We start from the raw sequence: 26,022 nt of genomic DNA, 5'->3' as shown, positions 1-26,022 counted from the left end.
GAGGACGCGCAGGATGTTCGGGTTGTCCTGCGCGTACAGCGTCACATGGGCGAGCACCAGCACCAGGTACCCGAGGCCCCACAGCACGCCGCCGCATGCTGGCCTACGTGGTGATCGGATGGCTGCCGACGCTCTGCCAGGACCGCGGGATGGACGAGGCGGCCGCCGGCTCCGTGCTGGCGCTGGTGGCGGCGGTCCAGGCGGTCGGGTCGCTGGCCGTCCCGGTCCTGGCCCGGCGGACCCGCGACCAGCGCCCCCTGGTGGTCGCCACGGTCGCGCTGACCGCGCTGGGCTTCTTCGGGGTGACGTGGGCGCCGATCGCCTCGGTGTGGGGCTGGGCGGTGGTCCTCGGCCTCGGCCAGGGCCTCGGCTTCGCGACCGCGCTGTCGTTCATCGGGCTCCGCGCCCACGACGCCCACGTCGCGGTCCAGCTCTCGGGGATGGCGCAGGGCGTCGGCTACGTCATCGCGGCGCTGGGCCCGCTCGCCCTCGGCGCGCTGCACGACGCCACCGGCGGATGGACCGTTCCGATGCTGGGCGTGCTGGCCGTCTGCGCCGCCCTGGCCGTCCCGGGCCTGCCCGCCGGGCGGCTCCGCACCGTGGGCGCGCCCGCCTCCCCGGCGCCCGAGGTGGTTAACACGGGAGCCAGCGGACACACCCCTAATTGACCTGGCGTGGGCCGATCCGCGCCTCGGGAGGTGGTCCGCCATGCTCGCCACGATCGTCGCCGACCCCGTGCTGGCGAACACGGCCCCGACGGGGGCCCGCTACTTCGTCTGGATCATTCCGTTCGCGATCGTCGGAGCCCTGCTGACGTGGCTGTACGCGACCCGCGCCGCCTCGTCCAGGAAGCTGCACTGGTCGCGCAGGAACAACCAGCTGAACCAGCGGGGCATGGAGCAGGGCGGCTACTACACCTACTCCCCGGGGATGTTCTCGCACAGCTACCCGCCGGCCAAGCAGGGCCAGCCCGAAGAGTTCCGCAAGGACAACCCCCAGCCCGGACGGGAACCGAAGAAGCCGTGGCCCGAGGGCGTCCTCTACGAGCAGACGATCTTCAAGGAGGAGTTCGACACGCTCAAGGCGTCCAAGAGCACCGAGAACCACTAGCCGGCGTCCGGCAGTCCGCCGCCGGGTGTCGGCGGGCCTCACTACGCTCCCGTCATGATCAAGTCGAGCGCCGTGGCTCAGGACGAGGACTCCCTCGAAATGCCGAGGTCGTGGATGCGGCATCTGCATCCGCGGCGCGGCGGGCATCCGGGACCGAAACTCGCATCGACCGACGTCCGCGAGGACGAACTGCTCGCACGGTACGCGGGCGCCATCGAGAAAGTCCTCGGCCGCGCCGAGACCGACCCGGCGCTGACCGCCGTGGTGCGCGAGCACCTGGACGGCAAGGGAAGCGCGCTGGAAGCGGCGACGATCGTGGCCGTCCACGGCGCCGAGAAAACATACCTGGACCCGTCGCGGCAGGAGGAAGCGCTCAAACGCCTGCGCGCGTTCATCGCGCAGACCGGCGACGCCGAGTACCGGCGCGTCGTCTCGCTCATCGACGGGCTGCGCACGACGCCGGCACGGCGGATGGTCGCCGCCTACCTCGTCCCGACCGAACTCGAATGGGTGGCCGAATGCTGCGCGGCGCCCGCGCATTCGGTGCCGCGGGAGATGCTGCTTCGTTCCCTGGGCTCGGCCGAGCATCTCGAAATCCTCGGCGCCGGAGCGCAGATCTCCGTCTCCGACTGCTATTACGTCGAGAACCTCATCACTCTGGCGGACGGCGTGGGTCCTGCGATCGCCCCCTTCATGGCCGAGGCCTTCGACCTCTTCCACGACAGCGCTCCGCGCCGCAAGGGCCTGCTGGACGTCCTGAGCCGGTTGCCCGGCGACGAGGCGTTCCGGCAGATGCTGGAGCGCGCGGGCAACCTTCACATGATGGCGGCGCTCCGGGACACCATGCGCCGGTTCCCGATCCGCGCGATTCGCGTTCTGGCGGCGGCCTCGTCGGCGGGGGACGCCACGGCACGCGCCCTGCTGACCGACCACCTGCGGGCCAATGCGGAACTGGCGCGGCGGCCCCTCCCGGACCTGCCCGCAGGGAGCCGCGCGGTCGTGGAGGAACTATCGGCGGCCGACGACCGGACTCCGGACGCGGCGGCGGACGAGCTGCCCCGCGCGCTGGTCGCCCCGCGGTGGGAGCGGACGGAGCCGAAGCCCAAGCCGGTCGTCGTCAAAGGCGTGCCCGTCTCGCGGGAGCGGGCGATGGCGTGGGCGCCGGGCGAACGCGACGCCTGGCTGAACAGCGAGATCGTTACGATCGTCGATGCGAACCACCACTCGTTCGGGCGGGTCCCCGTTCCGGCCGAGCGCACCGAGACCTGGGTGCGGCGAGTCGAGGAGGCACGGTCCCCCACGACCGATCTGGGCCGGATGCTCTACTGGCAGGGCGCGGTCCTGGCGGCAGGGCCCGAAGACCTCGTCCGCCCCGTCCTGGGCGAGTGGCAGGCCGACTGGCGCCACGAGCGCGGGCTGGGCAGGAAAGGGAACCCCTACGACCCGGACTCATGGCTCCGCGTCATCATCGCCCGGTACGGGCTCGACGCCCTCCCGGTCGCGCTCGGTTACGCGCGGGCCCGGCCCGCGAACGGCGCCGAACTGCTGCTGCCCTTCCTCGACGGCGATGTCGCGAACGCGATGGCCGACTGGCTCCAGCGGAGCACGGCGGCGCGCGGGGCCGCGGCCGAATGGTTCACCCGGCACGGACGGGCCGCGCTTCCCTACCTCGTGCCGGTCGCGGTCGGCCGCGCCGGCAGGGCGCGCAAGGCCGCCGAGCACGCCCTGCGCCTCGTCGCCGAACAGGAGGGTGCGGACGCCGTCCTCGACTTCGCGCGCGAGCACGACGAGCGGGCCGTCGAGCCGATCAGGACCGCCCTGGACGCGGAGGCGGACGAGGCGCCGCGTCCCCGCAAGAAGCCACCCGCGGACCTGGCGGTGAACGCCGAGGTGCTGCCGCAGGTCCTGCTGCGGGGCCGGGAGCGCGCGCTGCCCGTGCCCGCCGTCCGGAACCTGCTCACGCTCCTGGCGATGTCCACGCCCACCGAACCCGATCCCGACCTCGGAAGCGTCCTGGACGCGTGTGACGAGAGTTCGCTGTCCCGCTTCGGCTGGGCGCTGTTCCGGCAATGGCGTGAGAACGGCGCCGAACCCCGGGACGTCTGGCAGTTCGCCGCGCTGGCCTGGCTCGGGGACGACACGACCGTCCGCGAACTCGTCCCGGCGGTCCGGGCGTGGCCGGGCGAGGGCGGCCACCACCACGCGGTGCGCGGACTCGACGTGCTCGCCGCGATCGGGTCCGACCTCGCACTGCGCGAGATCCATGGCATCTCCCAGAAGGTGAAGTTCAAGGCGCTGAAACTGCGGGCGCAGGAGAAGGTCGAGCAGATCGCCGCCGCGCGCGGCCTCACGACCGAGCAGCTCGGCGACCGCCTCATCCCCGGCCTGGGCCTGGACGCCCACGGCACACTCGTCCTCGATTACGGCCCGCGCCGGTTCACCGTCGGATTCGACGAGGCGCTCCGGCCCTACGTCATCGACGAGGCCGGCAAGCACCGGCCGTCCTTGCCCAAGCCGGGACAGCGCGACGACGCCGCCCTGGCGCCCGCCGCCTACCGGCGCTTCACCGAGCTGAAGAAGGACGTCCGCGCCATCGCCGGACTCCAGCTCCAGCGCCTCGAACGGTCGATGACGACGGGGCGCCGGTGGCCGCTGCCGGAGTTCCGCGAGTTCTTCGCCGGACACCCACTGGTGTGGCACATCGCGCGGCGCCTGGTGTGGATCGCCGAGCACGGCGACACCGTGACGGCGTTCCGGCTCGCGGAAGACCGCACTCTCTCCGACGTCGACGATGACGCCGTCACGGTGCCCGACGACGCCGTCATCGCCGTCGCGCACCCGGTGCACCTCGCGGAGACGCTGCCGGCCTGGTCCCGGGTGTTCGCCGACTACGAGATCATGCAGCCGTTCCCGCAGCTCGGACGGGAGGTGCACGCGCTCACCGGTGAGGAGAGGGCGGCGGCCCGGCTGACCCGGTTCGAGGGGGTGACGGTGCCGTTCGGCAACGTGCTGCGGCTGGAGCGGCGCGGCTGGTATCGCGGCCCCGTGGACTCCGACGGCGGGATCTCGTGCCTCGTCCGCCCGGCCGGCGCCGACCGCTACGTCGTCGTCACACTGGCCACGGGACTGTACGCGGGCGCCGTCAGCGAGTCCGGCGATCAGACCATCGAGGCGGTCTGGGTCGGCGCCGACCCCGCCCCCGAGTACTTCTCCCGCGGCGCGTCCGAGGGCGCACCTCACACCTTCGCCGAGCTGGACGCGGTGACCGCCTCCGAAGTGCTCGCCGACCTCACCGCCGTCGTCTCCCCCTGAACCGGCGCGGGCGGGCATGCCCATGCCGATCAGCTGCCGGACAGAGGGAGGCGGCGTCGGCGTCGGCATGCCCGGCGACGTCGGCGTGATCGGAACAGGGCGTCGACCGTTTCATGCGATCGCGCGCGTGTAGACGGTGACGACGGGCCCGGAGTCGAAGGCGTGCGTGGCGGCCGGGGTGAACGCCGCGAGGGAGAAGGGCCCGTCGAACAGGGGAACCCCGGTCCCGATCACCAGCGGGTGGCGCTTGATGACCAGCGCGTCGATCTCGTCCACCAGCGCGGCGGCGAGCTTCCCCCCGCCCGCGAGCCAGATGTCGAGGCCCTCCCGTTCCTTCAGCTTCCGGACCAGGCCGGCCGGATCGTCGGGGACGGCGGTCACCGCGGGGTCCTCGATGTCGAGCGTCGTCGAGACGACGTACTGCTCCAGGTGCGGGTACGGACTGGTGATCCCGACCGCCAGGCCCGGCTCGTAGGTGCCGCGCCCCATGACGACCGTGTCGAAGTGCCGGTTCGGGGCGGCGGCTATGCCGAGCGGTTCGCGGATGTGGGCGGGCAGGGTCTCCGGGTACTCCGCCTTGATCATCTCGGCGGGCTCGCCCTCGAAGGGGAAGAAGTCGAACTGCCCCTCAGGCCCGGCGATGTAGCCGTCCAGGGTGGCGGCGACGTAGTAGACCAGCTTGCGCATGCGGTGCTCGCTTTCAGGCGTCGGGTACGGGTGCCGGGCTGGAGGGCGGGTCAGCGGACGGAGCCGGGCTTGCGCGACGGCCGCGGCCGCGGAACGGAGCGGGGCTTCGACACACGCCGGTCCCGCGTGGGACGCCCCGCGCGACCGGGCTGGGCGATGCGGCCCGGCTGAGCGGTGCGGGCGGGCTGGGCGATGCCGGCCGAGGGCAGGCGGAGGATGGGGAGAGTGGTGGACCGGACGCGCATGCGATCTCCTCAGCACTGGGATTGATGTACTCTGGATGAAGTGGTTTGAACTTAGTACTGCACTTGCAGTGATTGCAAGCCGGTGTGATGGAGGTCACAGTGCGACGCAACCCCGCCCGTCGGGCCGCCCTGCTGGACGCGGCGATCGAGGTCCTGGCCCGCGAGGGGTCGCGCGGCCTGACGCTGCGCGCGATCGACGCCGAGGCGGGCGTCCCCACCGGCACCGCCACGAACTACTTCGCCAACCGCGCCGACCTGCTGACCCAGGTCATGCACCGCACCCGCGAGCGGCTCACCCCCGACCCCGGCGCGCTGGCCGAGACGATGCGGCAGGCGCCCACGCACGCCCTGGTCACCGAGCTGATGCGCCAGCTCCTCGACCGCATGCGGGCCGACCGGCCCGGCTACCTGGCCATGCTGGAGCTGCGGCTGGAGGCGACGCGGCGCCCGGAGCTGCACGCCGAGCTCGGCGGCTTCCTCACCGCCGAGCACGAGGAGATCGTCCGCTACCACCTGGACGCGGGCCTGCCCGGCGACGCGGCGGGCGTGGGCCTGCTGTACTTCGCGATGGCCGGGCTGCTCCTGGACGACTTCACCGCCCCCGCCATCACCGCGTCCTACGACACAGGCGCCCTGATCGAGAAGATGGTCGCCCGCCTACTGCCGGAGGCGCCTTAGACCGCGCGGTCGAAGACGCCCGGGGCGGGGCGGATGGCGCCGACGACGCGGTCCCCGCCGCGCACCTCGACGGTCGCCAGCTCGTCCAGGGCGACCCGGTCCGCGCCGTCGTGGACGCCGAGGGCGCGCAGCAGCGCGACGGTCACGGGCGTCCGCGCCCGCATCGCCCCGTCGTCGATCTTGACGACGCCGGCGCGCCCGTCGGCGAACGCGAAGGCGTCCACGCCTTCCGCGCCGCACTTGACGAGCAGCCCGGGGACGGCGTCCATCAGCTGCCGCTCCTCGCGCCGGGTCCCGGAGGTCCACTGCGGGTGCGTCCGCATGGCGTCGGCGACGCGCCGCTCGTGCGTGCCGGGCTCGGCGAGGACGAGCGCCCGGAACGCCCGCGCGACGCCCGCGATGGACACGGCGAACAGCGGCGCCCCGCACCCGTCCACGCCGACCGCCGTGGCGGGCTCGCCGGCCAGCTCTTCGACGACCTCCCGGACGGCCTGCTGCAACGGGTGGCCGGGGTCGAGGTAGGAGTCGGCGGGCCAGCCCGCCGTGACGCACGTGGCGAGCATCGCTGCGTGCTTGCCGGAGCAGTTCATGCGCAGCCGGGAGAGGCCCCCGCCCGTCCGGGCGACCTCCTGCTGCGTCGCGGGGTCGAGCGGCCAGCTCTCGGGGCAGCGCAGGTCGCCGGCTCCCAGCCCGGCGCCCGCGAGGACCTTCTCCACACCCTCGACGTGGAAGTCCTCACCCGAGTGGCTGCCGGCCGCGAGCGCGAGCAGCTCGCCGCCGAGTTCGAGGCCGGAGCGCAGCATCGCGACCGCCTGCATCGGCTTGTTCGCCGACCGGGGAAAGATCGGCGCTCCGGTCTCCCCCGCCCGGAACGCGACGCCCCCGTCGGCGGACAGCCCGATCGCCGCCCCCCGATGCCGGGACTCCACGAACCCGGAGCGCTCCACCTCGACCAGCACAGGATTGACGTCCACCGCACTCCTCCATCACCACGACACCGGCGCTCTCCCACCCCGGAACGGCGACCTCGAAGGTCACGTACCCGGCAGACCCCATGAAAGCGGCACCCGGCACCACGAAAACGGCCGGGTTACCCCATCCCGGCTTGACCCGCCCCCGGGGTTCCGCGGTTCAGCGGGGCTTGGTGGCGAGGAGAGCGCGGGCTTCGGCGGGCGGCATGGGGGGACGCTGGGCCAGGCGGGCCGCCTGGGCCGCGCGCTCCACCAGCTCGGCGTTCGCCGTGACCGGGCGGCCCTTGGCGAAGGTGACCGTGTCCTCCATGCCGACCCGCAGGTGGCCGCCCGCCGACAGGGCCGCGAACATGACCGGGAGGGACGTCCGGCCGATGCCGGTGGCCGACCACGTGGCGCCCTCCGGGAGGGCTTCGACGGCTGCCACCAGGGTGCGGGCGTCTCCCGGCATGCCGCCCGGGACGCCCATCACCAGGTCGCAGTGGACGTGCCCGCCGTAAGGGAGCCCGTGCTTGTCCAGAAGGCGGTGCAGCGACGTGATGTGCCCGAGGTCGAACAGCTCGAACTCGGGGACGACCTCGAGCTCCTGGGTGCGCTTGTACAGCTCCACCATGAACGACCAGGGGTTCATGAACACGTCGTCGCCGAAGTTGACCGTCCCGCAGGTGAGCGAGCACATGTCGGGTCCGGCGTCCAGGACGCGCAGCCGGTCCTCGTACGGATCGGTGACCGCGCCGCCCGTGGACAACTGGACGATCAGGCCCGTGCTCTCCCGCAGCGCCGTCACCGTGTCCCGCAGCCGGGACGGGTCGAGCGTGGGCCGCGCGTCGTCGTCGCGGATGTGCACGTGGATCACGGCCGCACCGGCCGCCTCGCACTCCTTGGCCGTCCGGACCAGTTCATCCAGGGTGACGGGCAGGGCCGGGACATCCGCCTTGGCGGACTCCGCGCCCGTGGGCGCCACCGTGATGAGCGTCATTGCTCCCATGGCGGCAGAATGCATGGTCATGCGTGCTGTAGTCCAGAGGGTGAGCCAGGCCAGCGTGTCCGTGGACGGGCGCGTCGTCGGCGCGATCGAGGGGCCGGGACTGCTGGTCCTCGTCGGCGTGACGCACGACGACGGCCCGGAAAAGGCCCGCAGACTGGCGTCCAAGCTGTGGGGGCTTCGGATCCTGGAGGGCGAGAAGTCGTGTTCCGACGTGAACGCGCCGCTGCTCGTCGTGAGCCAATTCACTCTCTACGGGGACGCGCGGAAGGGCCGCCGCCCGTCCTGGACGGCCGCCGCGCCCGGTCCCGTCGCCGAGCCCCTGGTGGACGCGGTCGTCCGGGAACTGCGCGCGCTGGGCGCGAAGGCCGAGACCGGGGAGTTCGGCGCGGACATGAAGGTCGCGCTCGTCAACGACGGGCCGATCACGCTGATCCTGGACGTCTGACCGCGCCGCCGGCCGCACGCGCGGGTCAGCGGAACCCGTAGACCATGCCGACCAGCGCCGCGACGGTCCCGCCGGCGGCGAGGAGGATGAGGGCGCGGTCCTGCGGGACGAGGCGGCCGCGCACGTCCGAGGACACCACCACGGTCCCGGTGTCGCTCTCGTCCCCGACGGGGCCGTGCTCGAACGGGTTGCGGAGCCCGGCGAGCCGCCACAGCGCGTCGTTGCGGAGCCGCTGGTGGGCCGGGCCGCAGGCGAAGAGCCGCCCCCGGGTGCGCTCGGTGCAGGCCGCGCCCTTCGGCGTCAGCACCCGGCACAGGGTGGGGACGAGGACGAACTCGTACAGGCACCAGGCCAGCAGGCCGAGCAGCGCGAGGCGCCACGACCGCTGCCACCACGCAATCCCGGCGATCGCCGCGAACAGGGTCCACCACGTCAGAGCGGACTCCCGGCGCGGGCGGCGCCGGGTCCCTCCCCTCCGCGCCGCGGGCGGCTCCCCTTTCCCCAGGTTCGGGACCATCGGTAGGAATCCACCTTCCCCGGGCGCCGAGCGGTCAGAAATCGTCTTATCAGACGATATTCGTCCCAGGGGCGGGCTGCTACCCGTGTTTCGCGGGGCGGCGGCGCAGAGCGATCTGCGCGTTCGCGCCCGTCTCCGGCGACACGACGACCTCCTGCGCCGCCGCGACGCCGCCCGCGAGCAGCTCGGCGTCCACCGGGACGTTCCGCTTGACCAGCGCCAGCGCGACCGGCCCCAGCTCGTGGTGCCGGGCCGCCGACCCGACGAACCCGACCGTCCGGCCGCCTGGGATCTCCACCGGGTCGCCGTGCGCGGGCAGCCGGTCGACGCTCCCGTCCAGGTGCAGGAACACCAGGCGGCGCGGAGGGCGCCCGAGGTTGTGGACGCGCGCGACGGTCTCCTGCCCCCGGTAGCAGCCCTTGTTCAGGTGGACGGCCGTCTCCACGTACCCGGCCTCGTGCGGGATCGTCCGGTGGTCGGTGTCGAGGCCGAACCGGGGGCGGTGCTCGGCGATGCGCAGCGCCTCGTACGCCCACATTCCCGCCGGCCTGAGGTCGGCCGGGAACTCGCCCCGCGGGACGATCCGCGTCGTCGTCCCGGCGACGTCCGGCCAGGCGGGACGGCCGTCGCCGGGGCCGGCCGGCCCGGTGACCACCATGAACTCGTCCGACACGTCCGCGACCTCGACGCGCAGCATGAACCGCATCCGGTCGAGGAACTCCACCAGCGCCGGGGCCGTCCCCGGCTCGACGTGGGCCCACACGGCCTCGCCGTCGTCGACGAGGAACAGGTGGTGCTCGATGTGCCCGTTCGGGCTGAGCAGCAGCGCCTCGGTCGGCTCGGACGGCTTCAGCCCGTCCAGGTGCTGGCTCAGCAGGCTGTGCAGCCAGCTCAGCCGGTCCGGCCCCGAGACGCGGACGACGCCCCGGTTGCTCCGGTCGACGAACGCCGTCCCCTCCTCCAGGGCGCGTTGCTCCCGCGCGGGGTCCCCGTAGTGCGCGGCGACCTCCTGGTCGGGCGCGTCGGCGGCGACGGCTCCGGGCGACTGCAGCAGAGGGCTCTCCATGCCGTCCAGACTATGCCGCGGACCGGCGGACCATGCCGCCCCGGCCGCCCCCGTCCCGGCTACCCCTCGCGGCAGTCCTTGCAGCGCCCGTAGACGGTCAGGTGGTGGACGTCGGTCTCGAAGCCGAAGTCGCGCGCCAGGACCTCGGCCAGGCCGGCCGCCGCGCGCGGGTCGACGTCCTCCACGGTGTGGCAGCCCCGGCAGACGAGGTGGATGTGCTCGGCCTCGGCGGCGAGATGGTAGTTCGGCGGACCGTGCCCGAGGTGGGCGTGCTTGACGAGCCCGAGCTCCTCCAGGAGTTCGAGCGTCCGGTACACGGTGGAGATGTTCACGCCGCGCGCGGTGCGCTGCACCTCGGTGCAGATCTCCTCGGGGGTCGCGTGCTCCAGGTCGGTGACCGCTTCGAGCACCAGCTGCCGCTGCGGGGTCACCCGGTACCCCTTCGCCCGCAGCTCCTCCTGCCACGACTCGACCATGCACCGAGTCTAGGCTGTGCTTTCCAAGTCCCGGCCCACTTCGCTCGCCTTGCGGCTCGCTCCGTGACCGGCCCTGGGCGAACGCGGCATCGCGTTCGCGCGCGCGGCCGAGCCCACGTCGAGACGGGCCCTGGATCCGGACGGCGGCTCCGGTCCGGACGTCCGGTTTCAGCCCTCGGAAAACCCGCTTGCCTCTCCGCGGGGGCGTCGCATACGTTCGGGATACGCGCGAAAGGAGGTGGTCCTAACCAATGGTTGCTTGTAGGACTCGCGAGGTGGCTGTCCGCTAGTCGCCGTTCCGCCTCGGATCCTCCGCCCACGGGCAGAGGTAGCCGGTCGCGACGGTGACCGGCGAATACCAGGCAGTTACCCGGTCCCCGGACCGATGGACCCGTCCTGTCCATCGCCCGCCACCCGGCGGGAAGGTCCGGGGATCGTTCATTTCCGGGGGCGGGCGCCTCCGGGGGCGGTCACCCCCGGAGCCCGCCCCCTCCGGCGTTCAGGAGACCTTCTTCAGCTGGGCCGACAGGTGCGACTGGAGCTGGTGGCCCATCGCCGCCATGTCGTACGCCCAGCCGAGGTCCTCGCCGATCAGCCCGTAGAGGCGGTGGCCGCCGGTGACCTCCTTGGCCGACTCCGTCCGCGCGACGACGTCCGTGTGCAGCTCCACCCGGTTGAACGCCACGTTCCCCACGTAGATCTCGACGATGCCCGTCGGGTGGGCCAGCGTCACCTCGACCTGGTGGTCGGGACGCGGTCGCCAGTACCCCGTCTCCATGCCCAGCGGACGCCCGAGCGCGCCGTCCTCCTCGATCTTCCAGGTCCGGCTCGCGTAGATCAGGAAGGGCTTCCCGACGTGCGTGAACGAGATCTCCTGGCCGAAGTTGAACGACTCGATCGTGGGATAGCCGCCCACGCCGGCGCCTTCCCAGGTGCCGAGGAGGAACTTCAGCGGCTCAAGGTCGGGGTGCAGCTCAACGTCCATGGGCACCGAGCGTAGCGGCGCGGGCGGCCGTCCGCGCCCCGCGCTCCGTCCCCTCCGGCGCCCCGTCTACTTGAGCCGGCCCAACTTGATCACGAGGAGGACGGCGGCGACCGCCATCAGCCCCAGCACGACGACGAGGATCCCCGCGTTCACCAACCCGACCACATCGCAGGATGCTACGCGGAACAGCGGGCTAGAGTGCCCCCCATGGCAAGACCACTGGTCATCAAGGTGACGGCTGGCGCGGACGCCCCCGAGCGCTGCAACCAGGCGTTCACGGTCGCGGCGGCCGCCGCGGCGAGCGGGGTCCCGGTCTCCCTGTGGCTGACCGGGGAGTCGGCGTGGTTCGCGCTGCCGGGGCGGGCCGCCGAGTTCTCACTGCCCCACGCCACTTCCCTGGACGACCTTCTCGGCGTCGTCCTCGCCGCGGGCCGCGTCACGCTCTGCACCCAGTGCGCCGCCCGCCGCGGCATCGGCCCGGACGACGTCCTGCCCGGCGTCCGCATCGCCGGCGCCCCGACCTTCGTCGAAGAGATCACCCTCCCCGACGTCCAGGCCCTCGTGTACTGACACGAGGCGGACGTCCGCCGGCACGGGGCGGACGCCGGGGCGCGTGCTCTCCCGGCCGGCCGCCCGGGGGCGGGTCCGCCGTGCGCTCCGGAGGCCGAGCGCGAGCCCCGCGACGGCGGACCCGGTGAGGCCGAGCATGAGGTCGCCGATGGTGTCGCGGTAGATCGTGACGGTCTCGGGGGTGTCGAGGATGAAGACGCCGTACTCGAAGAACTCCCACAGGATGGCCGCGACGGCACCCAGGCCGGTGCAGGTCAGGGCCAGCGTCCAGGCGTCGAGGCCCGCCCAGCGGCGCAGCGCCACACCGGCGGCGGCGCTCAGCAGGGCCCAGTTCCCGAAGTGGCAGGCGTCGTCGAACCAGCCGACCGTGTCGTAGAGGTCGGCGGCGTTCCCGGCGACGTCCACCACGAAGGGGGCGGTGACGAGGAGGTCGACGTCCCAGGGGAAGGGCCGCCCCCGGCCGCGCAGCGCCCAGACGAGGGTGACGATCATGACGGCGGCGGGGTAGGCGGCCACCCGCACGCCCATCGCCTTGTCCGCGAACCGGTCCCACTCGGGGAAGGCGACGGCGAGCGCCAGCAGCGCGGCCAGGGCGGCCTTGGCCGCGACAGCGGGCGGGCGCCAGGGAGAGGTGTCCATGACCGGAGCATGGCCGCCCGGCGGCTCCGGCGGCATCGGTGCGGATACTCAGACCCGCCTGAGTGCTTCCGCCCGCGCCGGAGCCGGATCTCGCGGCGGGGGCAGGGGGCCGCGGCGGTAGAACGGCCCGAGAACGGATATAGGACTGCCGACCCGCCCCCGAGACTGGAGCCGCCGGATGGCCGACACACCCGCCTGGGCCTGGGGCGCGACGATCGCACTGATCATCGCGCTCTTCGTGTTCGACCTGCTCGTCGCCGTCCGGCGGCCGCACGTGGTGCACATCCGGGAGGCGACGTTCTGGTCGGTCTTCTACATCGCCGTCGCGGTCCTGTTCGGCGGCGCGGTGTGGGCGCTCGCCGGGCCGGCGGCGGGCACCGAGTACTTCTCCGGCTGGGTCGTGGAGAAGAGCCTGTCGGTCGACAACCTCTTCGTCTTCGTGATCATCATGGCCAAGTTCTCGGTGCCCGCCGAGTACCAGCAGAAGACGCTGCTGTTCGGCATCGCCGCGGCGCTGGTCCTGCGGGTGATCCTCATCGCGGTCGGCGCCGCCGCGATCAACCTGTTCTCCTTCACGTTCCTGATCTTCGGGCTGATCCTGATCTGGACGGCGGTCCAGCTCATCCGGCACCGCGACGAGGAACCCGACGTGGAGGACACCTTCCTCGTCCGCCGCGCGCGCAGGATCCTGCCGGTGAGCCAGGACTTCCACGGCGGGCGGATGCTCGCCCGCGAGGACGGCCAGCGCGTGATGACGCCGCTGCTGCTGGTCTTCGTCGCCATCGGCAGCACGGACCTGCTGTTCGCGCTGGACTCCATCCCGGCCGTGTTCGGCGTCACCGACGACCCGTTCATCGTCTTCACCGCCAACGCGTTCGCCCTGCTCGGGCTGCGCGCCCTCTACTTCCTGATCGAGGGCCTGCTCGAACGCCTCGTCTACCTGTCGATCGGCCTGTCGGTGATCCTCGCGTTCATCGGCTGCAAGCTGATCCTGGAGTTCCTGCACCAGGACGTCTCGAAGTCCGTCCCCGAGATCCCGACGCCGCTCTCCCTGGGCGTGATCCTGGTGATCCTGCTGTTCACCACCGGCGCCAGCCTGGTCCGCGTCCACCACCATCCGGAGGAGAAGGCCAAGGCCGGCTCCCTGCGCGGGCGCCGGGAGAAGAAGCCGCGCGAAGAGGAGCCGGCCGCCCGCTGACCGGGTCTCAGCCCATGCTCTTGGCGCCGTCGAGCGACTCCCGGATGATGTCGGCGTGGCCCGCGTGCTGGGCCGTCTCGTTCGTGATGTGCAGGAGCACCCGGCGGACCGACCAGTGCGTCTCGGTGTTCCACGGAGCCTTGGGCAGTTCCCGCTGGAGGTCCAGGTCGGGGAGGGTCGGGATCAGCTCGTCGGTCCGGCGGGCCACCTCCTCGTAGGCGTCCAGGACGCCGGCCAGCGTCTCGCCGGGAAGCATCCTGAACTCGTCCGCGCGGCGCTTCCAGTCCTCCTCGGTCATCTGGGTGAAGTCGCCCATCGCGGCGGCGCCTTCGAGGATGAAGTCCACCCAGCCCCGCTCGGTGGAGGTGACGTGCTTGACGAGCCCGCCGAGGGTCAGTTCGCTCGCCGTGGTCCGCTGCCCGGCCTGCTCGTCCGTGAGGTCCCGCGTGGTGAACCGCAGGAAGTGCCGCGCCTTGGCGAGCGCCGCCAGCAGATCCGCGCGCTCCCCGGTGACGGCCCGCGTGTTGTCAACGTTCATGGTTCCCGCCTTCGGTCGTGTCGTTCGCCTGCGGGACCACGGTAGGAACCAACGCGGTCAGATCCTGGCCTCGATCGCCGGGACGGGGAGTTTCCTTGGCCGCGTCATGGCCGCGCCAGGAGCTCTCGCGTGCAGTCCCGTTCCGCTTCGGCGCCGAGGGCGTCCCAGCTCTCGGCCGCTCGGGCGAGGCCGCCCGCGTCGCCCGAGAGGCGGCCGCGGGCGCGGGCGAGGCACGCCGCCGCCCACCGGTTCTCCTCGGCGAGCGGATCGGCCTCGGCCAGCAGCTCCGCCGCGCCCGGCAGACCGGCGGCCACGGCCAGTTCCGCGCCCGCCGCCCGCGCGTACGCCAGGTACGGGTCCAGCGGCGTCCCGGCGGCGAACGCCTCGCGGACCAGCGGCTCGGCGTCGTCGAAGGAGCCGTCGTGCAGGGCGAGACGGGCGTCCACGAACGCCACCGCCGCCGCCGGGCCGTCGGCCGCGCGGGCGACGCGGGCCCGCCACAGCGCCGCCCGTTCCCGGTCCCCGGACATCCCGCACGCCAGGGCGGTCGCGCACACCGACGCCAGCATCCAGCGCGGCGCCGGCCTCCCGGCCCGCTCCCACCGGTCCCACATCCGCTCGCCGTGCCCGATCGCGTCGCGGAAGCGCCCGGTCAGCGCGAGCGGCTGGACGAGGCGGCCCGCGGTGATGTGCGTGTCGCGCAGGAGGTCGTCCTCCATGCCGGCCCGCGCCGCGGCCATCCCGCCGCGCAGGTCCCCGGCCATGATCGCGTAGATGCAGGCGCGGCCGTAGGTGTTGCAGACCTCCGGCGCGCAGTACGGGTCGTCGCGGTCCATGGACGCCAGCAGGCGCAGCCGCTCCCGGGTGATCCGGTTCGCCTCCCGCAGCCGCCCGGCGCGCAGCGCCGCGGTGCCCGCCGCGCACAGCGCGGAGCTGGTCAGCACCGGGTCACCGGCCGCCCGCGCGGCGGCGACGGCGGCCGTCGCGAGCCCGGCGTCCGGGACGCCTTCGCCCGGCCCGGCCAGCCACGCCCGCGCCACGGCCACGCGCGCGGCGACCTCCGGGTCGCCGTCCCGCCCGGCCGCGGACGCCTCGGCGAGCAGGCCGCTCAGCCGCTCGCGCGGCACGCGGGCCTCGAACGCCTCCGGGAACCGGCACGCCGTCTCCACCGCCCGCGCCAGGTCGATCGCCCGGCCGCGCTCGTCCCCGGCGCTGCGCGCCCGCTCGGCCGCCTCCAGCAGCAGGTCGAACACGTGCTGGTTGGACGTGGTGCTGACGTGCGCGCATCCGGCCCCGGCCCGCAGCTCCCGCGCGGCCGAGCCGGGGTCCCGCGCGAGGGCGGCGGCGGTCCGGTGGTGCGCGAAGGACTCCAGCAGGTTGCGGCGGGCGAACGTCAGGTGCGCCAGCGCGCTCGCCAGCCGGTACGTCGCCTCGTCCGGGCGGGGGGACGAGGCCAGCGCGGCCCGCAGGTCCGCGGCCATGGCGTCGAAGTCGTCCCGCCACCCCGGGTCGCCGAGGCGGCCCTCGGCGGCGGACGCCGCTGCCGCCGCCCACCGCAGGTGGCGGGCCCGCGTCCCGTCCTCCTCGCCGGCGTCGGCCAGCCGGGCGAGCGCGAAGGCCCGGACCGTCTCGAGCAGCCGCCACCGGCCGACCCGGCCGCGCACGTGGACGACGAGGCTCTTGTCCACGAGCCGGCCGAGCAGGTCCGCGACGCCCGCGCGGTCCGCGCCCGCGCCGTCCCCGCCCACGGATGCGGCCGCGTCGATGTCGAAAGCCCCGGCGAAGACCCCGAGCCGCCGGAACAGCGCACGCTCCTCGTCCGCGAGCAGGTCGTGGCTCCAGGACAGCACCGCGCCGAGGGACCGGTGCCGCTCCGGCCCGCCCCGGCCGCCGGAGAGCAGCCGCAGCGCGTCCTCCAGCGCCGCGAGCAGCCCCGTCGCGCCGAGCGACGCCGCCCGGGCCGCGGCCAGCTCGATCGCCAGCGGCATGCCGTCCAGCCGGGCGCACAGCTCCGCGACCACCTCGGGCTCGGCCGCGAACCCCGGATCGGCGGCGAGCGCGCGGTCCCGGAACAGCCGCTCGGCGTCCGAGCCCAGGGACAGCGGCGCCACCGGCACGCAGCGCTCCCCCGGGACGCCGAGCCGCTCGCGACTCGTCACGAGCACGCGGGTGCCCGGGCAGGCGGCGAGGACGCGCCCGGCGAGCGCGGCGGCCTCGTCGGCCAGGTGCTCGCAGTTGTCCAGGACGAGCAGCGACCGCCCGGTTCCGAGGCGCGCGGCGACCGCCTCCTCCAGCGGCTGGTGCGAGCCCTCCGTCACCCCGAGCGCGGTCGCGACGGCCCTGGCCGCGAACCCGGCGCGCACCGGGACGAGGTCCACGAACGCGCCGCCCGACGGGAACAGCGCGGCGGCGTCCCCGGCGACCACCGCCGCCAGCCGGGTCTTGCCCACGCCGCCCGGCCCGAGCAGAGTCACCAGCCGGGCCTCCTCCAGCGCGGCCAGAAGCGCGGCGCGCTCGGCGTCCCGTCCCACGAACGTCGTGCCGGAGACCGGGAGGCCCGCGACGCGGCCGAGGTCCCGCACCCCGGAGCCGGCCAGCTCCGCCAGCGCCCACCGGTCCGGGACGCCGTACTTGCGCAGCAGCGACGACACGTGGCTCTCGACCGTCCGCACCGAGATGTGCAGGCGGCGGGCGATCTGCGCGTTGGACATCCGCGCGCCCAGGGCGGCGAGGACCTCCGCCTCGCGCTCGGACACGTGCTCCACCGCGACCCCTTTCCGTGGCGGCATCCGTGGTGCTCTGCGGGCGCCACGGATGACGGCGGACGTCCCCGGCGCCGAGGCTGGAGGCGACCCGGTACGAGGAGGACGGCATGACCACCCTAACCGCGCGAACCCCCACCGACCTGGACGTCCTGACCGCCGCCGTGCGCGCGGCGATCGCCCGCGGCGCCGACTGGCAGGACACCGCCGACCGCGTCGCCGGCGCGCTGCGCGCGCACCTTCCGCCCCCCGGTGACCTGCTCCGTCCCGACCAGCTCACCGGCGAGCCCGGCACCTCCGGCGGCCACCGGCTGCACGTGGAGCCGGACGGCTCGTTCTCCATGACGGCCATCGTGTGGCAGCCCGGCGCGGTGACCCGCGTCCACGACCACGTCGCCTGGTGCGTGTTCGGCGTCCTGGCCGGGGCCGAGCACGAGGACCTCTACACCCTCTCCGCCGACGGCACCGCCCTGATCGAGGCGGGCGCGAACCCGAACCCGGCGGGCGAGGTCAGCGGCTTCGCGCCGCCCGGCGACATCCACCGCGTCCGCAACCTCGGCGACACCACCGCCGTCTCCCTGCACATCTACGGGACGGACCTCGACCGCGTCGGCTCCAGCGTCCGCCGCTTCTACGACCTGCCGGTCCGGGACTGAGCCGCGCCCTGCCCGGCCGGGGCCGCGCTCAGCCGAGGACGAAGGGGACCCGCGCGGCGAGATCGCCCAGCTCGGCCTTCTCCGCGGCGGTCGGCGCCCGGCGTCCGGTGCCGACCAGCAGCGCGTCCCGGTCGGAGAACGCGGCCGGGAAGGGGCGGCCGGCGATCCGCTCCAGCAGCGCGCGGGCCGCCGCGAGGGTCTCGGCGGGCGGCTCGGGCCCCTCCGGCAGGTGCGCGATCAGGTCGAGGTGGTGCAGCGTCCACTCCATCACGTACGCGGACAGGTAGTCGCCGACCGTCAGGACCTCGTCCTGCGTGCCGACGCGCGCGGCGGGATCGGCGAGCCCCGCCGCCCGGCCCGCGGCCGAGCCGACGTCGTCGAGGTGGAACCTGAGCAGCCGTGGCTCCCCGTAGGCGGCGGCCAGCCGCGGGATGAGCGCGTCGAGCGGGTCGTCGCCCGTCGGGGGCTCGACGAGCTTCCAGTAGGTGGCGGCGTCCACGGTCGGTTCGGCGTCGGCGGGGGTGACCAGGGTGATCAGGACGTCCTGGGCGTCGATGACCAGGTGGCACACGAGGTCCCGCACGAGCCAGCCGGCGCAGCCGGACGGGCGCGCGAAGTCCTCGTCCGGGAGGCCGGCGACCGCCGCGAGCAGTGCCGTCCACGAGCGCGAGAAGTGGTCCACCTCCGGCACGGTAATGCCGCGCGGCGACGGCGGACAAGCGAGTTCGGACCGTCCTAGACGGCGGTCGCCGGTGCGGCCGTCCGGGCCTCCAGAGCGCGCACGACCGCGGCCATGTCGGCCTCGCCGTGCCCCAGCGCGACGGTCTCGCCGTAGAGGGCGTGGCAGACGTCAAGCAGGGGCGAGGCGAGCCGTGCGGCGCGGGCGGCTTCCGCGATGAGGCGGTTGTTGTCCAGGACGTTCACGATGGACGCCTGGACGGAGAAGTCGCGGTCGAGCAGCTTGCGGGACTTGGCGCGCGACACGGTGCTGGCCATCGGGCCGGCGTCGAGCACCTCCAGCAGCCGCCGTCCGTCCAGGCCGTGCCGCTCGGCGAAGTGGAACGCCTCCGCCAGCCCGGTGACCATGGTGATCAGGTACAGGTTGACGGCGAGCTTCATCTGGAGGGCCTGCGGAACCGGTCCGCAGACGAACACCTCGCCGCACATGGGGCCGACCAGGGGACGGACGGTCTCGACGGCGGACGGCTCGCCGGCCAGCATCGCGATGAGCTCGCCCGCCTCGGCCGGGCCCCGCGAGCCGGACACGGGCGCCTCGACGTACCGTCCGCCGGCGGCCCGGACGTCGGCTTCGAGGCCGCGCGAGTAGTCCGGCGACGTGGTCCCCATGTGGACGAGGACCCGTCCCCGGACGTTCGCGGCGAAGCCGGGGGTGCCGCGTCCCAGAGCCGAGTCGATGGCGGGGCCGTCGGCCAGCATGAGGAACACCACGCGCGTGCGGCGGAGGACGTCCGCGGGGCCTTCGGCGACCGACGCGCCCGCCGCGCGCAGCGGCTCGCTCTTGGCGGTGGTCCGGTTCCAGACGACGAGGCCGGTGCCCGCCCGGACGAGGTTGAGCGCCATGGGCCGCCCCATGACGCCGAGGCCGAGGAAACCGACGTCGCTGTCCACCATCGCCTCCAGAGCTTGCGAGTTATGACAGTGGTCATGATAATGGCCCAGGTAAATAGGGCAATAGCCTGCGAAATTTTCCCGGAGGAGGCGATGGTGGCGACCGGCGAGAGGGGCCCGCGGGAGCGGATGGTCTTCAGCGCGGCGCAGCTCATCCGCCGCGACGGCGTCACCGCGACCGGCCTGCGCGAGGTCGCCGAGCACGCCGGGGCGCCGCGCGGCTCGCTGCAGCACTACTTCCCCGGCGGCAAGGAGCAGCTGGTCAACGAGGCGGTCGAGTGGGCCGGACGCTATGCGAGCGACCGGATCAGCCGTTTCATGGCCGCCATGTCGCGCCCCACGCCCGGCCGGCTCTTCGCGGCGATGGTCCGCCAGTGGACCGACGAGTTCGAGACGGCGGGCTTCGACCGCGGCTGCCCCGTCGCCGCCGCCACGGTCGACTGCGCGGACTCCGCGGCGTCCACCCGGACCGCCGCGGCCGCCGCGTTCGCCGCCTGGCGGCGGCCGATCGCCCGCGAGCTGACCGCCATGGGCGTCCCGCCCCGCAGGGCGACCGCGCTGGCGACCCTGATGGTCAGCTCGCTGGAAGGGGCCATCCTCCTGGCCAGGGCCGAGCAGAGCGTCCGCCCCCTCCGCACCGTCGCCAGGGAACTGGCCCCCTACCTCGACTCCTGCGCCGCCGAGGGCCCCGCCTGACCCGCGCCTCAGCCCGCCATGACGCCGGGGAGGCGGGTCCGGAAGTCGATCACGCCGACCCAGGCGGGGCGGAGGGCGATCCGGGCCATGCGGGTCTCGGGGTGGTCGGCGCCGGCCACGTAGCCCGCGCCGCCCTCCTCGCCCAGGAACCGGCGGGCCGCCCGCGCCTGCTCGGGCACCATGCCGTCCACCTCGGTGATCGAGACGCGGCCGCGCAGCAGGAGGACCTCCGGCGGCTGCCCGTCGGTGTCGATGCTGACGGCGACGTCGGGACGCTCGCGGAGCGCGCGGATGCGGGCGGCCGGGCGCAGGATGCCCATCGGCGGGCAGTGGACGTAGGTCGCCATCACCAGCTCCTCGCCGGTCCAGGTGAACCAGGACGACATGATGCGGGGCGTCCCGTCGACGGCCGTGTAGGCGAGCCGGGCCGGGATCGTGGAGTGGAGCAGGCGCTGCGCGACGTCGGTTTCGAGCAGGCGCACGTCGCCCTGGGGGAGGTCCATGGTCATCTCCTTCGTAGCGGTCGGAGGAGATGACCGCGGACGGCCCGGGAACTCATCGCCGCGCGGCGAGATCCATCGTCGGGTAGTCGGTGTAGCCGGTCGCGGCGCCCGTGTACATGAGGTGCCGATCCTGGACGGGGTTCAGCGGCGCGCCGAGGCGGAGGCGCTCGACGAGGTCGGGGTTCGCCAGGAAGGGGCGGCCGAGCGCGATGAGGTCGGCGCCCGCGGCGACGAGGCGGGCGGACTCCCGCGCGACGTGCTCGGTGGTGACGCCGGGCAGCTTCGGGTTGGCGATCAGCGTTCCCGGCCACATGCGGCGGACGGTGCGGAAGAGGGCGCTGCCGGGGTCGGCGTAGACGACGTGCAGGTAGGCCGGGGAGATCTCCGCCAGAGCCCGGACGAGGGCCGGGTAGACGTCGTCCTGGTCGTCCTCGTGCATGGCGTTGGCGGTGACTCCGGGGGAGATCCGCACGCCGACGCGGTCGGGGCCGATGGCGTCGGCGACGGCGCGGGTCACCTCGGCCGTGAGGCGGATGCGCGCCTCGGCCGGGCCGCCGTAGGCGTCGGTGCGGCGGTTGGTGGCGCGGGACAGGAACTGGTGCAGCAGGTAGCCGTTCGCGGAGTGCACCTCCACCCCGGCGAAGCCCGCGTCGACGGCGTTGCGGGCGGCGGCCGCGAAGTCGTCGACGGTGGAGCGGATGTCGGCGGCGGTCATCTCCCGGGGGACGACGGCGGGCCGCGGCCCGGACGGCGTGTGGATCGTGTCCGGGAGCGGGACGGGGGACGGCGCCACCGGGTGCAGGCCGCTGTTGTCGGGGTGCCCGACCCGTCCGCCGTGCTGGAGCTGGAGGAACATCCGTCCGCCCGCGTCGTGGACGGCGCCGGTGACGCGCCGCCACCCGGCCACGTGCGCGGGCGCGTGGATCGCGGGGATGTTCGGGTACGTCTGGCCGACGGCGTTCGGCGTGGCGGCCTCGGCGATGATCAGTCCGGCGGTGGCGCGCTGCGCGTAGTAGGTCGCCATGAGGTCGGTCGGGACGCCGGCGGCGTCCGCGCGGTTGCGGGTCATCGGAGCCATCACCAGGCGGTTCGGGAGGACGAGTCCGCCGAGGCGGGCCGGTTCGGTGAGTGCGGTCTCCATTGCCTTGTCCTTTCAGCGGTGAGCGGGGAATCCGTGGGTCCGGGCGGCGAGGACGACCGCGAGGACCGGCGCGAGGAGCGCGAGGGTGCTCCAGGCGAGCGAGGTCGACCCGGCCAGGTGCAGCAGGACGCCACCGGCGATCCCGCCGCCGGCCATGGCGACGTTCCAGAGGGTGACGAGCATGGCCTGCGCCGCGTCGGCGGCGTCTCCGCCCGCGTCTCCCGCGGCGGTCTGGAGCAGGGTGGGCGCGCCGCCCCAGCCGAGGCCCCACAGCACCACGGCGGCGTAGACGAGGGCGGGGGCGTCCGCCCACAGCGCGAGGACGGCGGCCGCAGCGGCGACCAGCAGCGTCCCGGCGACCATGAGGGCGCGCAGGCGGCGGTGGATGTGCGCGCCGACCACCCAGATGCCGGCCAGGGACGCCGCCCCGAAGGCCAGCAGGACGAGGTCGGTGGACGAGCCCATGCCGAGCCCGTCGAGGATCGCGGCGATGTAGGTGTAGAGGATCGTGTGGGCGAGGACGAACACGAGCGTCACGAACAGCACGGCCGCCACCCCCGGGACGCGCAGGACGCTCCCGCCGCCCGTCCGCTCCCCCGCGCGGCGGCCGGGGAAGTCCGGGACGGACACGGTGATCCAGCCGAGCAGGACGACGGTCAGCCCGGTCATGGTCAGGAACGCCGCCTGCCAGCCCAGCGCCGCGCCGAGGAACGTCCCGGCGGGGACGCCGAGGGAGAGCGCGACCGGGATTCCCGCCATCGCGACGGCGATCGCACGTCCCTCCAGGTGGGAGGGCACCAGGCGGCGGGCGTATCCGGCCAGCAGCGCCCAGGCGAGACCGGCCGCGACCCCGGCCGCGAACCGGGCCGCCATGGTCAGCGCGTAGTGGGTCGACAGCGCCGTGACGGTGTTGGCGGCGGCGAACCCCGCGACGGTCGTCAGCAGGAGCCGGCGGCGGCGCCATCCGGCGGTGGCCGCGGTCAGCGGGACGGCGGTCAGCGCCGTCCCGATCGCATAGATCGTCACGGTCTGCCCGGTGGCGGACTCGCTCGCGTGCAGGCTCGCGCTCATCGCGGGCAGCAGCCCGGCGGGCAGCGTCTCGGTCAGGCTCGTGACGAAGACCGCCGTCGCCAGCGCCAGCAGCGCCGGCAGGGGCAGGCTCCCGGCGGACGTCTCGTCCGGAGCGGTCGTTCTCTCCGCGGTTCGCATGCTGCGACTGTGCCGGGCGGCGCTTCGGATGCGCTGACGGTCCGCTGACGGTCGGCGGGCGCCGCCGAGTAGCGTGCTGGCATGCGGTTTGGCGTGCTCGGTCCGCTCATGGTGCGGGACGGCGATGGGGCGCCCGTCCGGATTCCGGAGGCGAAGGTCCGGGCGCTGCTCGCCTGCCTGCTGGTCCATGAGGGGCGGCCCGTCTCCGCCGACCGCCTCGTCCACGACCTGTGGGGCGACGACCTGCCCGGCAACCCGGCGAACGCGCTCCAGGCCAAGGTCTCCCAGCTGCGGCGCGTCCTCGGCCGCGACCGCGTGGTCCGCGAGGCGCACGGGTACCGGCTCCGCCTCGACGGGCCCGGCGACGAGGTGGACGCCGACCGGTTCCGCGCGCTGGCGGCGCGGGCCCGCACGCTGGACGCTCCGGCGGAGCGCGCCGCGCTGCTGACCGAGGCGCTGGGCCTGTGGCGCGGCGCCGCGTTCGCCGACTTCGCGGACGAGGAGTTCGCGCGCGCGGCGGCGGACCGCCTGGCCGACCAGCGCCTGGCCGTCCTGGAGGAGCAGGCCGAGGCGCGTCTCGACGCGGGCGAGCACCTCCTGCTCGCCGGGGAGCTCGCCGGCCTGGTGGCCCGCCACCCGCTGCGGGAGCGGTTGCGGTCGGTGCAGATGCGCGCCCTGTACCGCGCGGGACGGCAGGGCGAGGCGCTCGCCGCCTACGCCGAGTTGCGGAAGTCGCTGGCGGACGAGCTCGGCCTCGATCCGAGCCCCGAACTGGCCGCGCTGCACGAGGCGATCCTGCGGCAGGACGCGTCACTCGCCCCGCCGGAACCGGAGGCGCGGTCGAACCTGCCCGTCCCCCTCACCGGACTGGTCGGCCGGGACCGCTGCCTGGACGACGTCGCGCGGCTCCTCGGCACGGCGCGCCTGGTGACGCTGACCGGCCCCGGCGGCGTCGGCAAGACGCGGCTCGCGCTCGAAGCCGCCGCACGCCTCGCCGGGGACGCCTTCCCGGACGGCGTCTGGCTCGTCGAACTCGCCGGCCAGCGCGGGGACGCCGCAGGGCTGGCGCAGGAGATCTCGGCCGTGCTCGGGCTCCGCGACGACGTGCCGCCGGGTGTCCCGGCGGCCGGAACGTCCGGCAGCGGCGGCGGAAGCGTGGAACGGCTGGCGGCGGCGCTGCGCAGCCGGCGGCTGCTGCTCGTCCTCGACGACTGCGAGCGGGTGGTCGACCCGGCCGCCGAACTGGCGGAGCTGCTGCTGCGCCGCGCGGCGGGCCTGCGGATCCTCGCCACCGGCCGCGAGCCCCTCGGCCTGACGGGCGAGACGGTGTACCTGGTCGAGCCGCTCCAGGAGGACGACGCCGTGCGGCTGTTCGCCGACCGCGCCGCGGCGTCCGCTCCCGGCTTCTCCCTCGACGCCGACCGGGCGGCCGTCGCGGAGATCTGCCGCCGCCTCGACGGCATTCCCCTCGCGCTGGAGCTGGCGGCGACCCGCGTCCGTGCCCTCGGCGTGCGGGAGCTGGCACGACGCCTCACCGACCGGTTCGGCGTCCTCACCACCGGGCCGCGCGGCGCGCCGGCCCGGCAGCGGACGCTGCGGGGAATGATCGACTGGAGCTGGGAGCCGCTCGGCCCGTCCGAGCGCGCCGTGCTGCGCAGGCTCGCCGTGCACGTGGACGGCTGCGACCTGGACGCGGCGGAGGCCGTCTGCGCGGGCGGCGATGTCCGCGGCGGGGACGTCCTCGACCTGCTCACCCGGCTGGTCGACCGGTCCCTGGTAGTGGTGGTGGAGGGGCCGCGCGGTCCCCGCTACCGCCTCCTGGAGTCCGTGGCCGCGTACGCGATGGAGCGGCTGCGCGAGGCGGGCGATCTCGACGGCGCCCGCGACCGGCACCTGAGCCACTACCTCGGCCTCGCCGAACGCGCCGAACCGCACCTTCGCGGGCCGGAGCAGCGGGCCTGGCTCGACCGTCTCGACGCCGACTCGGCGAACCTGCGCGCCGCGCTGGAGGAGGCGCGGCGGCGTCCAGGCGCGGCGGAGGCGGTGCGTCTCGGCACGGCGCTGTGCTGGTGGTGGCTGTTGCGCGGGCGCCTGCACGAGGCCCACCGCACGCTGTCGGCGGTACTGGACGCGGCGCCGGAGGCCACCGAGTTGCGCCTGTTGCGGGCCGCGTTCGCGCTGCTGACCGGGGACCGGACGGCCCGCGGCGCCCAGGGCGGGGACGGCATCCCGGACCCGGTGCGCCGTGGCCGCGCCCTCTGGCTCTACGCGCACGGGCTGTACCACGCTGGTCTCCCGGACGCGAGCGAGCGCGTCAACGAGCACGCGCTGCGCCTGTTCCAGGAGGCCGGCGACCGGTGGGGCACCGCCGCCGCGCTCGGCCTGCGCGCGACGCTCGCGCTCGTCCGCGGCCGCCTCGACGTGATCGCGGACGCGGGCGGGCGCTCCGCCGCCCTGTTCGCCGAGCTGGGCGACCGCTGGGGGCGGTTGCAGCCGGTGTCGCCGCTCGCGATGCTCGCCGAGATCAACGGCGACTACGCGGCGGCGGAGCGGCTCCAGCGCGAGGGGCTGCGGATCGCCGAGGAGCTGGACCTGCGCGCGGAGGTGTCCGCGCGGCTGTCGGGTCTCGGCCGCCTGGCGCTGCTCGCGCGCGACTGGGACCGGGCACGCGACCTGCATGAACGGGCGCGGTCGATGGCCGTCGAGCAGGGCTACCGGTTCAGCGAGACGCACGCGCTGATGGGCCTCGCCCTCGGGGCGCGCCGCTCGGGGGATCTCGACACGGCGCGGGAGATCCTGCACCGCATCCGGGACGAGTACGACTCGTCCGAGATCGGGGAGCATCTGCTGCACGCGGAGCTCGGCTTCACCGCCGAGCTGCGCGGGGACGCCGCGGAGGCGCTCGTCTCCAGGTTCTGGATGCGGCGGCCGTTGTTGCGGGTGATGTGCTCGATCACGGCGGCGTCGCGGACGGCGGCGCCCGGCTCGGCGGAGGAGATCA

At 74.4% G+C, this 26,022-nt stretch carries 24 protein-coding genes; 10 read left to right on the top strand and 14 right to left on the bottom strand.

Features of this window, described 5'->3' with window-relative positions:
- The first annotated feature begins 95 nt into the window (after nt 1-95).
- The 3 genes from AB0K37_RS26150 to AB0K37_RS26140 are packed head-to-tail and all read left to right on the top strand — an operon-like array spanning nt 96 to nt 4,422.
- A complete protein-coding gene (locus AB0K37_RS26150) occupies nt 96-668 on the top strand; it encodes an MFS transporter (RefSeq protein WP_363985424.1) in 573 nt (190 codons plus the stop codon).
- 40 nt (nt 669-708) lie between these two features.
- Complete coding sequence (locus AB0K37_RS26145; RefSeq protein ID WP_363985422.1) at nt 709-1,110, top strand: hypothetical protein; 402 nt, start codon at nt 709-711, stop codon at nt 1,108-1,110.
- Between the two features lie 54 nt (nt 1,111-1,164).
- Complete coding sequence (locus AB0K37_RS26140) at nt 1,165-4,422, top strand: DUF4132 domain-containing protein (RefSeq protein ID WP_363985421.1); 3,258 nt, start codon at nt 1,165-1,167, stop codon at nt 4,420-4,422.
- Nucleotides 4,423-4,533: 111 nt separating this feature from the next.
- Here the strand turns inward: AB0K37_RS26140 and AB0K37_RS26135 are convergent, their stop codons facing one another.
- A complete protein-coding gene (locus AB0K37_RS26135; protein WP_363985419.1) occupies nt 4,534-5,109 on the bottom strand; it encodes a dihydrofolate reductase family protein in 576 nt (191 codons plus the stop codon).
- 344 nt (nt 5,110-5,453) lie between these two features.
- Here AB0K37_RS26135 and AB0K37_RS26130 point away from each other — a divergent pair, with 344 nt between their 5' ends.
- Nucleotides 5,454-6,032, top strand: a complete 579-nt coding sequence (locus AB0K37_RS26130) for a TetR family transcriptional regulator (RefSeq protein ID WP_363985417.1) — start codon at nt 5,454-5,456, stop codon at nt 6,030-6,032.
- On the opposite strand, the gene AB0K37_RS26125 is transcribed toward AB0K37_RS26130, so the two are convergent.
- Both AB0K37_RS26125 and AB0K37_RS26120 read right to left on the bottom strand, forming a co-directional pair.
- Nucleotides 6,029-7,006, bottom strand: coding sequence for an asparaginase (locus tag AB0K37_RS26125; RefSeq protein WP_363985415.1), 978 nt, complete (start codon nt 7,004-7,006; stop codon nt 6,029-6,031). The genes AB0K37_RS26130 and AB0K37_RS26125 overlap by 4 nt on opposite strands.
- Nucleotides 7,007-7,163: 157 nt before the next feature.
- Nucleotides 7,164-7,991 carry a 3-keto-5-aminohexanoate cleavage protein gene (locus AB0K37_RS26120; RefSeq protein ID WP_363985413.1) on the bottom strand — a complete coding sequence of 276 codons (828 nt, stop codon included), beginning with the start codon at nt 7,989-7,991 and terminating at the stop codon, nt 7,164-7,166.
- Between the two features lie 19 nt (nt 7,992-8,010).
- Between AB0K37_RS26120 and dtd the strand changes: the two genes are divergently transcribed.
- Nucleotides 8,011-8,436, top strand: coding sequence for a D-aminoacyl-tRNA deacylase (dtd, locus tag AB0K37_RS26115; RefSeq protein ID WP_363985411.1), 426 nt, complete (start codon nt 8,011-8,013; stop codon nt 8,434-8,436).
- A gap of 25 nt (nt 8,437-8,461) precedes the next feature.
- Here dtd and AB0K37_RS26110 read toward each other — a convergent pair whose 3' ends face one another.
- The 4 genes from AB0K37_RS26110 to AB0K37_RS26095 all read right to left on the bottom strand — a co-directional run bounded on the left by AB0K37_RS26110 (nt 8,462) and on the right by AB0K37_RS26095 (nt 11,480).
- The gene (locus AB0K37_RS26110) at nt 8,462-8,953 is read right to left on the bottom strand and encodes a hypothetical protein (protein WP_360354081.1); all 492 of its coding nucleotides are present in this window, start codon (nt 8,951-8,953) and stop codon (nt 8,462-8,464) included.
- A gap of 79 nt (nt 8,954-9,032) precedes the next feature.
- Complete coding sequence (locus tag AB0K37_RS26105) at nt 9,033-10,019, bottom strand: folate-binding protein (RefSeq protein ID WP_363985409.1); 987 nt, start codon at nt 10,017-10,019, stop codon at nt 9,033-9,035.
- Between the two features lie 59 nt (nt 10,020-10,078).
- The gene (locus AB0K37_RS26100; RefSeq protein WP_345172900.1) at nt 10,079-10,495 is read right to left on the bottom strand and encodes a transcriptional repressor; all 417 of its coding nucleotides are present in this window, start codon (nt 10,493-10,495) and stop codon (nt 10,079-10,081) included.
- A gap of 499 nt (nt 10,496-10,994) precedes the next feature.
- Nucleotides 10,995-11,480, bottom strand: coding sequence for an FABP family protein (locus AB0K37_RS26095; protein ID WP_345172898.1), 486 nt, complete (start codon nt 11,478-11,480; stop codon nt 10,995-10,997).
- A gap of 207 nt (nt 11,481-11,687) precedes the next feature.
- On the opposite strand from AB0K37_RS26095, the gene AB0K37_RS26090 reads away from it, so the two are divergent.
- Together AB0K37_RS26090 and AB0K37_RS26085 are read left to right on the top strand one after the other, a co-directional pair.
- A complete protein-coding gene (locus tag AB0K37_RS26090) occupies nt 11,688-12,050 on the top strand; it encodes a DsrE family protein (protein ID WP_345172894.1) in 363 nt (120 codons plus the stop codon).
- A gap of 817 nt (nt 12,051-12,867) precedes the next feature.
- The gene (locus AB0K37_RS26085) at nt 12,868-13,887 is read left to right on the top strand and encodes a TerC family protein (RefSeq protein WP_363985406.1); all 1,020 of its coding nucleotides are present in this window, start codon (nt 12,868-12,870) and stop codon (nt 13,885-13,887) included.
- 7 nt (nt 13,888-13,894) lie between these two features.
- Here AB0K37_RS26085 and AB0K37_RS26080 read toward each other — a convergent pair whose 3' ends face one another.
- Together AB0K37_RS26080 and AB0K37_RS26075 are read right to left on the bottom strand one after the other, a co-directional pair.
- Nucleotides 13,895-14,425: a DinB family protein gene (locus AB0K37_RS26080; protein WP_363985404.1), complete on the bottom strand. Its 531-nt coding sequence runs from the start codon at nt 14,423-14,425 to the stop codon at nt 13,895-13,897.
- Between the two features lie 104 nt (nt 14,426-14,529).
- The gene (locus tag AB0K37_RS26075) at nt 14,530-17,190 is read right to left on the bottom strand and encodes a LuxR C-terminal-related transcriptional regulator (RefSeq protein WP_363985402.1); all 2,661 of its coding nucleotides are present in this window, start codon (nt 17,188-17,190) and stop codon (nt 14,530-14,532) included.
- 107 nt (nt 17,191-17,297) lie between these two features.
- Between AB0K37_RS26075 and AB0K37_RS26070 the strand changes: the two genes are divergently transcribed.
- On the top strand, nt 17,298-17,843 hold the full coding sequence (locus tag AB0K37_RS26070) for a cysteine dioxygenase family protein (protein ID WP_363985400.1): 546 nt from the start codon (nt 17,298-17,300) through the stop codon (nt 17,841-17,843).
- A 28-nt stretch (nt 17,844-17,871) separates the two neighbouring features.
- Here AB0K37_RS26070 and AB0K37_RS26065 read toward each other — a convergent pair whose 3' ends face one another.
- Together AB0K37_RS26065 and AB0K37_RS26060 are read right to left on the bottom strand one after the other, a co-directional pair.
- Complete coding sequence (locus AB0K37_RS26065) at nt 17,872-18,525, bottom strand: maleylpyruvate isomerase N-terminal domain-containing protein (protein WP_363985399.1); 654 nt, start codon at nt 18,523-18,525, stop codon at nt 17,872-17,874.
- A gap of 53 nt (nt 18,526-18,578) precedes the next feature.
- Nucleotides 18,579-19,472 (bottom strand): NAD(P)-dependent oxidoreductase, encoded by an 894-nt coding sequence (locus AB0K37_RS26060; RefSeq protein ID WP_363985397.1) that lies wholly within the window; start codon nt 19,470-19,472, stop codon nt 18,579-18,581.
- A 96-nt stretch (nt 19,473-19,568) separates the two neighbouring features.
- On the opposite strand from AB0K37_RS26060, the gene AB0K37_RS26055 reads away from it, so the two are divergent.
- Complete coding sequence (locus AB0K37_RS26055; RefSeq protein ID WP_363985395.1) at nt 19,569-20,168, top strand: TetR/AcrR family transcriptional regulator; 600 nt, start codon at nt 19,569-19,571, stop codon at nt 20,166-20,168.
- Nucleotides 20,169-20,176: 8 nt separating this feature from the next.
- On the opposite strand, the gene AB0K37_RS26050 is transcribed toward AB0K37_RS26055, so the two are convergent.
- Genes AB0K37_RS26050 through AB0K37_RS26040 form a run of 3 tightly spaced genes read right to left on the bottom strand, consistent with a single transcriptional unit; the run spans nt 20,177 to nt 23,021 of the window.
- The gene (locus AB0K37_RS26050; RefSeq protein WP_363985393.1) at nt 20,177-20,671 is read right to left on the bottom strand and encodes a pyridoxamine 5'-phosphate oxidase; all 495 of its coding nucleotides are present in this window, start codon (nt 20,669-20,671) and stop codon (nt 20,177-20,179) included.
- Between the two features lie 52 nt (nt 20,672-20,723).
- Nucleotides 20,724-21,812 (bottom strand): alkene reductase, encoded by a 1,089-nt coding sequence (locus AB0K37_RS26045; protein WP_363985391.1) that lies wholly within the window; start codon nt 21,810-21,812, stop codon nt 20,724-20,726.
- Between the two features lie 12 nt (nt 21,813-21,824).
- A complete protein-coding gene (locus AB0K37_RS26040; protein ID WP_363985389.1) occupies nt 21,825-23,021 on the bottom strand; it encodes an MFS transporter in 1,197 nt (398 codons plus the stop codon).
- Between the two features lie 81 nt (nt 23,022-23,102).
- On the opposite strand from AB0K37_RS26040, the gene AB0K37_RS26035 reads away from it, so the two are divergent.
- A partial coding sequence (locus AB0K37_RS26035; RefSeq protein ID WP_363985387.1) for a BTAD domain-containing putative transcriptional regulator occupies nt 23,103-26,022 on the top strand: 2,920 nt, incomplete at its 3' end.

Origin of the sequence: Actinomadura sp. NPDC049753 (genome assembly GCF_040674655.1) — a bacterium.
In the GTDB taxonomy this organism is placed as follows: domain Bacteria; phylum Actinomycetota; class Actinomycetes; order Streptosporangiales; family Streptosporangiaceae; genus Spirillospora; species Spirillospora verrucosospora.
This window is presented reverse-complemented; position numbering and strand designations above follow the sequence as displayed.